The sequence below is a fragment of the Pseudoalteromonas sp. DY56-GL79 genome (assembly GCF_041414765.1).
In the GTDB taxonomy this organism is placed as follows: domain Bacteria; phylum Pseudomonadota; class Gammaproteobacteria; order Enterobacterales; family Alteromonadaceae; genus Pseudoalteromonas; species Pseudoalteromonas piscicida.
In genome coordinates this window covers 73,128-85,542 of the sequence record NZ_JANHZS010000007.1, presented here as the reverse complement: position 1 = coordinate 85,542, position 12,415 = coordinate 73,128, and the positions used below count along the sequence as shown (strand labels likewise).

Sequence of the window (12,415 nt, the reverse complement as noted above, 5' to 3'; positions counted from 1 at the left end):
TAAGGTATTACTAAAAACACTTTTTGTAAAGTATCTTTATGTTAAGATATTTCTTTATAAAGTTTGTTGTCGGGGCAAATATTGATGGATGCGATTGATAGAGTACAAGAGCAATGGGCTCGTGAAAAACCACAGTTAGAAACAACGCCCATGGCGATAATGGGTCGCTTAGTGCGCATAGCTAAACATATGGAAGCCGAAGTTGAAAAACTGCACAAGCAATACGGATTAAATTTGGGCGAATTTGATGTGTTAGCTACCTTGCGCCGCAGCGGCAAACCATTTCGCTTAACCCCATCAGAGCTATTTAAAACCATGCTACTCACCTCTGGCGCGATGACCAATCGTTTAGATAAGCTAGCGGCAAAAGGCCTTATCAAACGTGAGCATTGTAAAGAAGACCGCCGCAGTGTAACAGTTGAATTGACAACCGAAGGCCTCGCCCTGATTGAAAAGCTGATTGAACCGCATATTGCCATTCAAGCCCAATTGGTTGAAGGAATGAGTAAAGAGCAGCAAACCTTGTTAAATAGTGTTTTAAAAGAGTGGTTAACGCAATTTGAGTGAGGGTGTAAACAGTCTTGTAGGCGGTTCACCCGCCGAGAAGTTATTTTTTCGAGCTATTGTTGATGATGAGTTTGCGGGTGACCACTTCGAGTTGACTGATGAGTAGAGCCCTCCTTGGCTAATATCAAAGCGCATCCATGCGCTTCTCGTTCATTCTTTTGAAACGACGCGATCGAGCGAACCAAGAAAACGTCGCCCCGACATCACACTTAATCCTCAAATCCTAAGCCGATATAGTGCAACCGTCTTGTAAGGCACGTCCATGATGCCAGACAAGACTTGGCCGACATCCTGTCGGCACATTGCATATCAGCTTATACTTTTCGGGTGTGATGGAGGGGGGAATAAGTCGCCTGTTAGCTGTTCACAAAGCCATTAGCAACATAGTTGTTTGCAAGCACCACAAGAATCTATCAGCACCTTGTATCTCCCTCATCACACCCGAAAGTAAATTGCCAATGAGTCATTTCAGCGCATGGATGCGTGAAAAGCTGTGACAGGGCCAAGGATGGCCCTTACACAGCGGTGACGTTCATATTGGCGATTTACTTGAGGAGTCAGTGTGATGTTGGGAGTGCCCTTTCTTTTGCATACTTGTTCTTTGGGCATCAAAGAAAAGTATGTCGTAGCCCATGGATGGGCGTCGAAACCTGTCAGGATGACGGGCTGACTTTACGATAAATTTCGAGCTACCAGCCGTTAGCAAAATAAATCTCCATGTTTAATATCAAAGCGCATCCATGCACTTTTCGTTCATTCTTTTGAAACGACGCGATCGAGCGAACCAAGAAAACGTCGCCCTAGCATCACACTTAATCCTCAAACCCTAAGCCGATATAGTGCAACCGTCTTGTAAGGCACGTCCCTGTGCCAGACAAGACTTGGCCGACATCCTGTCGGCACATTGCATATCGGATTATGATTTTCGGGTGTGATGGAGGGGGAATAAGTTGCTTGTATGATCTTCTATAGTTTTAGCAATTAAGCTGTTAGCACAGTATGTCTCCAAATTCGCAGTATAAATATTTTTGTGGGAGGTGGTTTACCCGCCGAGAAGTTATGTTTTCGAGCTATTGTTGATGATGAATTTGCAGGCGACCACTTCGAGTTGACTGATGAGTACACCAAAAAATTCCAAATGTTGCCCAAGAGTTTTATTACACGCCTAACTATCTGTTTACTTTGAAATTGTTCTATGGGAATCTTAGAGCGATTATTATGGCCCGAAGTGATGATTTTTATTCATACATTTTTGTGGGAATAAATTATTAGTTGCTACGTCTCTAGAGAAGCGCACTTTACGCTGATCTATGATCGAATAGCACCTTTGCAATTACTGGGTATAGCGAATGAAGCAGCTCAAACACCTGGCAGGGATGAAAACTTTCGGGATTTGGTGTTATTTGGCCGATAACTAGCCAAAGTATGCAGTGGCTAGTTCTTCGTTAATTAATAGTCTTAATCTATAGGAAGGAGAAATAATGAAAAATATAATAAGTAGTATCGTAATATCAGCCTTAAGTGTAATAAGTAGCAGTTCATATGCTGATTGTGATAGTGGAAATCTGCTGATAAATGGGAGTTTTGAAAAAGGTTCTCTCTTGCCATCAACATGGGAAACTATTCCCGGAGGTGATAGCAATTCTATAACTGGGTGGACTACTGAGGGAGCTGGTGTTGAATGGTTTAAGTTTACAGCAGAGACTGGAAGCATGCCTAACGGAACTACGCTATCGATTTAAATAACCATTATTCAACAAATGGTGGGGGAATACAGCAAACTTTTGCCACTGAAGTTGGAAACAAATATTTAGTTAAATTTTATGCATCCACATATAAAAAACACGGTAGAACAGGGCAATCAAAATTAGAAATAAAAATAGGAGATGAACACTATATTTATAATTTAAATAATTCGGGTTCAACTATAGACTGGACTTATTTCAATTTTACCTTCAGAGCAACATCAACATCGACAACACTTAAACTCTCTACCGATACTAATTCTTTGCAAAGCTTTACATTTGTTGACGACGTTTCTGTTATTAAATTGGATGGTCCAAAAGCTATTTTGATAAATCAATTTTTTACATAAATGGGTAGGTAAATTGTTAATTTTTTGGGGGAGTTACAACTTCATTCTGATTATTAGCCGCCCTGTTTGTTCACTTTCTTAGGGTGTTAATCATCATTCAACGACAAGACCCCAAACAAAAAAGCCACCTGGTTAAGGTGGCTTAGTCCAAACCCGTATCCGGTTATTTATGCTTTACAGCCCACAGATGCAGTAGTTCGTGTGCAATGGTGGCGGCGGCGATTGCGGTGAGCTCGCTTTGGTCGTAGGAAGGGGAGACTTCTACTACGTCCATGCCTATCATGTTTAGCCCTTGCAGTGCGCGTAAAATCTTGAGTACTTTGTCGCTGGTTAGACCGCCGCACACTGGGGTGCCGGTGCCAGGTGCGAAAGCTGGGTCTAGACAGTCGATATCAAAGGTTAAGTACACCGGCAAATCGCCGACGCGTGCTTTGATTTGTGCTGCTATTTCTTCAGCGCTTAAGTCGTTTGCTGCCATAGCGTCAATCACGCCAAACTCGTGACCTTGCTCTGTGTACTCGGTTCTGATGCCAATTTGCATTGAATGCTCTGGGCTTATTAAGCCTTCAATGGGAGCATGATAGAACATAGTCCCGTGGTCATAGCGTGAACCTTGGCTGTATGTGTCTGTGTGCGCATCAAAATGTACGAGCGCCATTTTGCCGTGAATTTGCTGGTGAGCACGCAGCAGTGGCAGGGTCACAAAGTGATCGCCGCCTAGGCTTAATAGCGTTTTACCTTGCTGCAAAATTTGCAGAGCAGCTAGCTCGAGTTGCGCAGTGAAATATTCAGGATCGCCAACTGGGTAAGTGAAATCGCCAGCGTCCTGAAGTTTAATTTTGTCCCACAATGCAAATGACCAAGGGTATTTTTTACTTTCCCAAGCTAAGTGCACGGATGCGCGACGGATTGCATCTGGACCCAAGCGTGCGCCTGGGCGTCCAGAGGTTGCCAAGTCAAATGGCAAGCCAAGTACCACAACGTCTGCATCAATATCTGTGATATTGCGTACCATTGGCTGACGTAAAAACGTCATGCCGTTGGAGTACAGAGAATGATCAGTGTGATCGAATAAGTGGCTCATGGGTTAAAAATCTTCCAAATAAGTATAGCCGTCAAGGCCGGTTTCAAGCTCTGCTAGGCAGGTAGCTCGTTCTTCAAGCGGTAGTTTGCTTTCAACTAGGTTGGCAAAATTACGCTTAAACTGTTCAACATCAAGGTGTACATAACGCATCATATCGGCAACGGTGTCACCCGCATCCACATTACCAAGCGATAATTCGCCTTGGTCATCTAATGTGGCTACAACGGTGTGGGTGTCGCCAAATAGGTTGTGCATGTCACCTAAAATCTCTTGGTATGCTCCCACCAAGAAAAATCCCAATAAATAGGGTTTATCTTTGCAAAACTCTGGTACTGGTAGCGTGGCTTCAATACCTTGACCATCCACATAATGCTCCACTGTACCGTCAGAATCACAGGTAATATCCAGCAATACCGCGCGGCGCTTTGGTGCTTCTGTTAACCCGCTGAGTGGCAGTACAGGGAATACCTGTTCAATACCCCAAGCGTCTGGCAAAGATTGAAATAGCGAGAAATTCACAAAGAATTTATCCGCAAGCTTAGCACTGAGTTCGTCAATAATTGGGCGATGGAAACGGTTTTTGTTGTCCATACGCCTGTTTAGCTCATAACATACACGCAGGTTTACTTGCTCCGCCCATGCTCTTTGCTCAAGGCTTAATAGGCCCATTGCAAATTGGCTGTGTACTTCTGCCAAATCGCCCTGCGTATCATGAAAAATTTCAATCAACGCGCGGTCATCACTCTGCTCGTTGAGCGCCTGCCAAGACGTCCACATATTGTGCAGTAGTCTTGGGGCGTCACTTACCGGTGCAGTTATCTCTTCTACTTGATAGCTCTCTGTGCCAATCACATCGGTGATTAATACCGCGTGATGCGCCGTTAACGCACGACCCGACTCAGAGATGATCTTTGGCATTGGCTGATTGTATTGCTTACAGGTATCGCCTACTGTGTAAACGATGTTGTTTGCATATTCAGCTAAGCTGTAGTTCATCGAGTTGGACGATTGACTACGCGTACCGTCGTAATCCACTGCAAGTCCGCCACCTACGTCTAAATTCAACAGGTTTGCACCTAAACGGCGTAACTCGCAGTAGAATCTAGCGGCTTCACCCACACCAACGCGCACGTCACGAATATTGGCCATTTGCGAGCCTAAGTGAAAGTGCACCAGTTGCAGCGCGTCTAGCATGTCAGCTTGCTTTAATTGGTTAACAACCGTAAGAACTTGCGATGCAGACAGACCAAATTTGGACTTTTCGCCGCCGCTTGCTTGCCATTTACCTTTACCTTGTGATGCCAAACGTACGCGTAACCCTAAACGTGGTTTAACGTTGAGTGCTTTGGCTTCTGCCATCACGATGTCGAGCTCAGAACGCTTTTCTAAAACGATATAAACCTGATGGCCTAATTTTTCACCGATAAGCGCAAGACGGACGTATTCTCTGTCTTTGTAGCCATTACACACGATCACTGCGCTGGTTTTCTCACTGAGCGCCAATACGGTAAGTAATTCAGCTTTACTGCCAGCTTCTAAGCCAAGCTGTTTTTTATCGCTGGCCGTTTGGCTTGCGATAAGCCCCTCAATGACTTCTTTTTGTTGGTTTACTTTAATTGGGTAAACCAATAAATAATCTTCTGGGTAGCTGTAATCAGTAATCGCCTGATTAAACGCACCAACAATATTATGTACGCGCTGTTCAAGGATTTGTGGAAAACGCACTAGCGCAGGTAGGGTATAACCCTCAGATTTAATTTGTTGTGCAATGTTTGTCAGAGTTACGGCGTGCTGTGGCTGCTGTTGGTTCGGCATCGCAGTAACCTCTCCCTGATCATTAATACCAAAGAAGCCTTGGCTCCAGTGGCGCACGTTGTAGCATTCACGTGCTTGCTCAGAAGAGGTAAATTTGGTCATTCAAGTTCCTTAACGTAAGTTAGAGTTCAGCCTGCAGTGCGCCATCAATGGCGGCTACTCACTGAGTGATAGGTAGAATTAACCTGAACTCAGCATAACAACTTATTCTCTGGCAGCTGTTATCCCTTACTACAGCGTTAAATTTGTTTGCAATAGGCCAGCTATTGACGCACAAATTTGCCTTGTATTAAGAAATAACATCTGGCCAGAGCGATATTACGCTTTTGAGCATGGATATTTTAGTTGGTTAACTAACTTTTTATCCCGAGTTCAGGTTAATTAATTTTCGCGCATTAGACACAAATAGAAAGTCTCAGTCTAATGAGTTATTTTGCTCGTCAAGAGTGACAAATCTTTCCCTTAGTTTAGTTGCGCTATAACGTGAATTAAGTGAGTGTAAACAAGGAGTAGTAAATTCTACTCTCGTGGTTTTTTAAGCTAATGTTCCATCAAAGCGCAAGGTTTGCATCGATGATAATCAATATTATTTATATCGTTTTGCTCGGTGTGCCTTTGCTTATTTCATCTATACGTTAAGTTAATAAAGTTTCAGAAGTTTCTGAAACTTTGTTGCGTTTATCGAGTAGACTAATTAGTATGTTATTGGGAAAACTTAAAAATGAGAAAGGACAATGAAAACAATAACATCAGCAGTACTCGGACTCGTCGCTTATAGTTCAGTGGCCAGCGCCAACCAATCAGTTCATGAACACGATTATCAATATGTGGAAATAAACGGCAATAAACTTGCTTATGCTTGTAAAGGAGAGGGCGAAACAACGGCACTTTTACTTGCTGGAATGGGCCTTGATGCTCATGAAACCTACAAAAACACCATTCATAACATAAATCCAAAAGGCTATCGCTTATGTTTTTATGATAGAGCGGGCACCGGAAAAAGCACTTTTGCGAAGCCTCGAGTACGGACTATGTTGGAGCTTACACAAGAGCTTGAGGCATTCACTCAAGCCACTAAAATGGATAATTTGGTACTTGTACCTCACTCTTTTGGTGGTTTTGTTGCAAGAGCCTATGCCAACCGAAACCCTGAAAAAGTAAAAGGTATGGTGCTTATCGATATCGCTCATGAGTCTTGGTATCACGATATGAAAAGTAAGATGTCCAAAGAAGCATGGAAGATAATGGAATGGATCATTAACTGGGAGCGAGATACTCATTCACTAGAAGATTTTGAAGAAGCTTCTGCCCATACAGAGATGTACAAAATCAACCAGAAAATGCCAGTTACTATACTGTCACGTGGGATCCCTTATGTGACTATCCGCTCTACTGGTATGAGTTATGCCGATGTTGATGTTTATACTCAAACTTCAAAAGACTCCCAAATAAAGCTGCAAGAAATTGGCGATAATGTTACGCCCATTACCATGAAATATGCATCTCACCTGTTTGATGAAACAGATCCATTTATTGCCATCAAATATATTGAAGAAATGGTGAAAAAGGTACAATAATATTTTTTACGCAAAGGGTTAGCGGTTATACTGCTGCTAACCCAACTAATAATAATAAAGCAATGTTCTCTCATCACATAATCAGTTCAAAAATCACGACTTTCTTAGTAGCTGCAGCCGGCTTTGCAGGGGTGGTATTGTCAGTACTGGGTGTAATTAACCATCCGGAATTGACGTTAATCCTCGACTTTACAGCAAGCTTTTTATGCTTGATGGTCGCGTTTAAGTTATATCAAAAGCAACTCAGGGCCTTAAATTGGGCAGCGGTGCTCGGCGCGCTTATGTCCATTGGTGTCGTCGTTGATGATACGCTAATCCAATTTTCATCAGGACTACTATTAACGGTTCAGTTGAACCTAGAAACCATAGCCGTAAACATCAACTTGCTTGGCTTGATTATCATCGCGACTGCGCTCACGGCAAAAATAAAGCTAACTAATTCAAAGGAATAATCAATGGAGCTACTTACCTATCTGCAGACGCATTTTATTACCAAAGAGACTTTGCTACTCGAGTCGCAGTTATCCCATCTTGAATTGGCTATGTTAATTGAAAAGCGTTTGATGCCAAAAGCCGCCTATAAGTTAGCATTAAAGCTTGAATGTGATTCTTTCTTTGGCGAGCACAGTGATGAAAGCTGCCTAGAATTTTATCCGCAAGGCGCTTTAGTGTGGCTTGGTGCTGTATCACAAGTAACGGATGAAGCACAAGCCTTTACACTCTTTAGTAAACGTTATAGAAACCAACTGCATAGATTAAAAGCGCAAGGCCTTAATCCGCGAGATGCAAAACTGAATAAAAACATCGACGCGCACTTAGAAAGTGAGTGGCAACACTTCCTTGGCGGTATTTACGGACTTTGTACTAAAACGGGTTTACCTGAAGATATTGCAAATAAAGAAGCCGCTATCGTTATCATCAATGAGTATTTGGCACGAGATGAACGCTTGAGCCCAGATGAACTAACCAACCTTCACCAAGTGGTTGATTTATTGGATGAGGCCAGTGCATTATTTGCGCCTCATGAGCGTGAACGTAGCTCACGCAAGCGTTTAATCGACGACGTAAGAGCAAAATTTCCAAAGCCTTTGACATCATAATTAACTGTTTTTCGCTTTTGAATCATGTGAATTGACTTCACTTCACATCCATTTCACACCTGTCCGCATAAAGTGTCTGTAACAAAACAACACAAGGGTCTACAGGCCCGAGGACAGGATGATGAACAAATCACTACTAACCTTATCTCTCGTTGCTGCGGTGTCAGCAACTTCAATCAATGCGGTTGCGCAAGATAAAAATACACCTCATGTGCTCATGGTGCTCAGTAGTTATGGCGAAATGAGTGCTGATGGCACCTTAAGCCAACCAGGATTTGAATTTGACGAGCTCACTAAAGCGTATGCCGTGTTCAAACAAAATGGCGTAAAAGTCACCTTAGCCTCGCCAAAGGGCGGTGAACCATTGGCTGATAAGTTCGATAAGAACAAATCCTACAATCAAGCATACAGTAACGATACGACAGCGATGGCGCAGCTTAAAAACACTAAAAGACTGAGAGAGTTAAAGCCTGCGCAATTCGATGCTGTGTTTGTGGTTGGGGGCAAAGGCCCGATGTTCGACTTGCATGACTCCAAGCCATTACAGGCAATTATTCGCGATATCTACGTTAACAACGGTGTAATTGGCGCGGTGTGCCATGGTCCAGCGGCATTGGTGGATGTAAAGCTTGAAAATGGAGAGTACTTAATAGCTGGCAAGCGAGTAAATGGCTTTACTAACGAAGAAGAAGCAGCGTTTGGTAAAAAGTGGACCAAACAGTTTCCATTCCTACTTGAAGATAAACTCATTGAACGTGGTGCATCGTTTGTGCAAGACGGGTTGATGTTGAATCAGGTAAGTATTGACGGTCAATTGATCACAGGGCAAAACCCTTTTTCTACAGTAGATACCGCTAAAGCGATGGTTGCAGCACTTGGTCTGACGGTAAGTGAGTTACCGCGATTCAAAGACGATGAAAGTATTTTGTTGGTAGAGCAATTCTTTTCAGATAGCAGCAAAGCGAAGGCGCGTTATTTAGCGGATAAGTCATCATTTGACCCTATGTTGCTCGGGATCTCTGGTTTATATCAAGCGCAGCATGCGCAAACTGCCCATCAACTTGCCGTGGCCGTTGAGTTGATGGAATTAACCCTCGCAGATATCGATCACCCTATGCTGTACGAAGCGCTAGTAAATGCACAGCTCAAACTAAATGATATGTCTGGCGCAAAATCCACTTTAGAAACAGCGCTTAAAAAGCACGGTACGGCTGAGAATCTGATAGCACTAAAAGAGAAAGTTTATGGTTAAGCAAAGCTGGAGAAAAACAATGTTAGTAGTGACTGGAATTATTGCAGGCGTTGCCGCTGTTTGGTACGCAGTATTTGGATTAAAGCCATATAGCGTTACTACAGAGGAATTAACGCAAATATATAGCTATGAGCAAAAAGCGGTGGAGGTAAAGCTATCGCCATTAAAAACCAATCACTTTGCGCTTGAGTACACGACGTTTGATGGCGATAAAGTCAATGGTCATATTCTCTACCCAAGTAATTACGACGCGACTAAACCAATGCCCGTTATGGTGGGTGTCCACGGTATGGGCCGAAGTGATGTACGCTGGATACAAGAGAGCTTTAAAGGACGTGACACATACGAGCAAACGGATGAACTAACCAAAATGGCGCTAGCAAACGGGTATGCTGTGATTGCCATTGATTCAAGAAATCATGGTAAGCGTAAAAATCTTGATCATAATATTATTGAAGTTATGCATGATTTAGATTGGTGGGGTAAGCGTGAGCCCTACGAAAACATGGTTATTGATTCGGTAAAGGATCACAGGGTTCTGCTTGATTGGATTGCAACCCAACCGCAATTTGATCAAAACCAAATCAGCGTTGCAGGATACAGCATGGGAGGTCAAATCAGTTTAATTTTAGCTGCACTGGATAAACGAGTAGATAATGTGTTATCAATTGTGCCGCCTTACCTGACTAACGCGGTGGCTCGAGTGGCGATTAAAAACTTTGCGACTGCCGTTGACTCTCCTAAGGTGTGGTTGGTCTCGGCAGATGACGATGAATACGCCAGCGAGCGTGAAAATGAAGCGTTATTCGAGGCCATTGCGAGTGTTAAAAAACATCACGTGGTCGTAGAAGGTGAGCATATCTTGCCTGAAGGCTACTATAAAAAACTACAAGGCTGGTATTAATGAAAACAAGCTCACAACTCAATATTTTAGTGATTGAGGACAACCCCGCGATTGCAAGTAATATAGCCGATTACTTTGATATGCAGGGACATAGTTTGGACTTTGCCTATGCGGGAGAGCAGGGTTGTGAGCTTGCTTTAACGCAATATTTTGACTGTATTATTTTGGATATTATGCTGCCAGATATTGAAGGACTTGAGGTCTGTCAGCGATTAAGACTTCAAGCCGACAGGCATATTCCCATCATAATGTTAACTGCTCGAGATACTTTGGACGATAAATTAGCAGGATTTGCGCAGGGTGCGGATGATTACCTCACCAAACCTTTCTCGCTAGAGGAGCTAGCTGCTCGAGTCAGCGCATTAACTTGCCGATTAAATCCCACACCTGCTGCAAGAACACTCAGTGTAGGGGACGCAGATAAACAGGTTACGCTCAACTATCAAAATCAAACGGTAACACGAGGTGAAACTGTACTCGTGCTACCGCCCATATTGTTCAATATTCTTAAAATTTTGATGGAAAGTTACCCTCGAGCGGTATCAAAGAGTGAGCTCGTTGAGCGTATTTGGGGCGAGGAGGGCAGTGACTCGGACTCTTTACGGTCACACATCTACCAATTACGTAAAGCGGTAGATAAGCCATTTCCAACTGCCATTATTAAAACCATTCACAGCGTTGGCTTAGTGCTGGATTTATAGCTGAAATTGCAACTGAGAAAAATGAAAACAAAACAACTAAGAAACCGCATCATCACTTATTTTGTCTCTATCGTCGTGTTGCTCAGTGTATTATTTTCACTGATCACTTTGCTTTTTAGCTACATCATAGAAGACAGTTTTTTTTATCAAATTTTAGAGGATGAAAGAAAGCAGATAGCGCTTCAAATCGTCAATAACGAGACACCAAAAGCACATTTTGACTTCGTCACATTTCATCCTACAACCGACACTTTACCCGCGGTGGTAAGAACGCTACTCGCTGAGGAACCAAACCGTAAAGAGTTTAGCGCTGAGGCGGGTAAACATTATCATATCGCCTTTCTAAACAAGGATGACCGTGGACAAGGTTTATTGCTTGCTGAAGTAAGTGGCCATCTTGTGGTGCGCGAACTTCGAGGCTTAATGCTTGGTTTTTCACTGACCTTATTGGTGATTGGATTAGTAATAGCGCTATTGCTAGCACTCGGTACGGTCAAGCTGGCAAAAAAATTACTTAAACCTTTGGATGAGCTTATGGTTATTGTAGAGGCGAGTCCCGTTGAAAACCTCCCGACCAATTTTGCATCTCAGTTTTCGCAAAATGAAATTGGTAAATTCGCACAAACGCTAGAATCAGCCCTTGCTCGCATTCGAGCATTCGTTGAGCGTGAACGGCAATTTACTAGAGATATTTCCCATGAATTGAGAACACCTGTCACCATTTCTCAAGGGGCGGTCAGTTTACTCAACCACACAGAGTTAAATAGTAAACAGCAAGAGCTGGTGGCAAGAATAGTGGAGTCTGACCAGCAGATGCAGCTAACATTAGAAGCGCTACTAGCCCTTGCCCGGGAAAAAGCCGATACACCGGAGCAGACTAATCTACAATCCGTGATTGAAGCTTGCATTATCAATAACCAAGCGCTGTTTGAGCATAAAGTTCTGAGTATCGACTTACCCGGCAATGTATTTGTTCCTATGGCCGCGCAGGAGCTAAGATTGGTAGTGCAAAACCTGTTACAGAACGCTGTACACCATAGCCAAGGTGAGCAAATCCATATTCATTACAGAGATAATACACTAACGATTGCAGATAATGGTCAAGGGTTACCACAGACCTTTACGGCAAACGAGCAAGCCTTTGAGTCTGGAATGCGGGGTCCCAATAGTTTAGGTACTGGCATTGGGCTATCGCTAGTAAAGCGTCTTTGTGAGAAGTTTTCTGTAGAGGTGATGATGGAAAGTAGCGAAACGGGTGTATCGGTTCACTTAAAGTTTGCTTAGGGTCGTTGTTGACCCGACCCAACAGAGGATGAAAAG

12 protein-coding genes are annotated in these 12,415 nt (G+C 43.2%); 10 read left to right on the top strand and 2 right to left on the bottom strand.

Annotated elements, in window-relative coordinates:
- Window positions 1-84 precede the first annotated feature (84 nt).
- From NO992_RS06800 to NO992_RS06790, 3 genes are all read left to right on the top strand, one after another.
- Window positions 85-567 carry a MarR family winged helix-turn-helix transcriptional regulator gene (locus NO992_RS06800; RefSeq protein WP_371375585.1) on the top strand — a complete coding sequence of 161 codons (483 nt, stop codon included), beginning with the start codon at window positions 85-87 and terminating at the stop codon, window positions 565-567.
- Window positions 568-2,048: 1,481 nt separating this feature from the next.
- On the top strand, window positions 2,049-2,309 hold the full coding sequence (locus NO992_RS06795) for a hypothetical protein (RefSeq protein ID WP_371375453.1): 261 nt from the start codon (window positions 2,049-2,051) through the stop codon (window positions 2,307-2,309).
- On the top strand, window positions 2,300-2,662 hold the full coding sequence (locus NO992_RS06790; protein ID WP_371375582.1) for a DUF642 domain-containing protein: 363 nt from the start codon (window positions 2,300-2,302) through the stop codon (window positions 2,660-2,662). The genes NO992_RS06795 and NO992_RS06790 overlap by 10 nt, the downstream gene beginning before the upstream one ends.
- Window positions 2,663-2,825: 163 nt before the next feature.
- Here NO992_RS06790 and speB read toward each other — a convergent pair whose 3' ends face one another.
- Window positions 2,826-3,746, bottom strand: a complete 921-nt coding sequence (gene speB / locus NO992_RS06785) for an agmatinase (protein WP_010604538.1) — start codon at window positions 3,744-3,746, stop codon at window positions 2,826-2,828.
- A 3-nt stretch (window positions 3,747-3,749) separates the two neighbouring features.
- A complete protein-coding gene (speA, locus tag NO992_RS06780) occupies window positions 3,750-5,663 on the bottom strand; it encodes a biosynthetic arginine decarboxylase (RefSeq protein ID WP_371375450.1) in 1,914 nt (637 codons plus the stop codon).
- A 632-nt stretch (window positions 5,664-6,295) separates the two neighbouring features.
- On the opposite strand from speA, the gene NO992_RS06775 reads away from it, so the two are divergent.
- From NO992_RS06775 to NO992_RS06745, 7 genes are all read left to right on the top strand, one after another.
- Window positions 6,296-7,138, top strand: a complete 843-nt coding sequence (locus NO992_RS06775) for an alpha/beta fold hydrolase (protein ID WP_239420802.1) — start codon at window positions 6,296-6,298, stop codon at window positions 7,136-7,138.
- A gap of 62 nt (window positions 7,139-7,200) precedes the next feature.
- Window positions 7,201-7,590, top strand: coding sequence for a hypothetical protein (locus NO992_RS06770; protein ID WP_371375447.1), 390 nt, complete (start codon window positions 7,201-7,203; stop codon window positions 7,588-7,590).
- 3 nt (window positions 7,591-7,593) lie between these two features.
- Window positions 7,594-8,238, top strand: coding sequence for a DUF6058 family natural product biosynthesis protein (locus NO992_RS06765; protein WP_371375444.1), 645 nt, complete (start codon window positions 7,594-7,596; stop codon window positions 8,236-8,238).
- 121 nt (window positions 8,239-8,359) lie between these two features.
- Window positions 8,360-9,490, top strand: coding sequence for a DJ-1/PfpI family protein (locus tag NO992_RS06760; RefSeq protein ID WP_371375441.1), 1,131 nt, complete (start codon window positions 8,360-8,362; stop codon window positions 9,488-9,490).
- Window positions 9,491-9,509: 19 nt separating this feature from the next.
- The gene (locus NO992_RS06755) at window positions 9,510-10,394 is read left to right on the top strand and encodes an alpha/beta hydrolase (RefSeq protein ID WP_371375438.1); all 885 of its coding nucleotides are present in this window, start codon (window positions 9,510-9,512) and stop codon (window positions 10,392-10,394) included.
- The gene (locus NO992_RS06750) at window positions 10,394-11,095 is read left to right on the top strand and encodes a response regulator transcription factor (protein ID WP_371375435.1); all 702 of its coding nucleotides are present in this window, start codon (window positions 10,394-10,396) and stop codon (window positions 11,093-11,095) included. Before NO992_RS06755 ends, NO992_RS06750 begins: the two co-directional genes overlap by 1 nt.
- A 21-nt stretch (window positions 11,096-11,116) precedes the next feature.
- Window positions 11,117-12,379, top strand: coding sequence for a sensor histidine kinase (locus NO992_RS06745; protein ID WP_371375432.1), 1,263 nt, complete (start codon window positions 11,117-11,119; stop codon window positions 12,377-12,379).
- The last annotated feature ends 36 nt before the right edge of the window (window positions 12,380-12,415 follow it).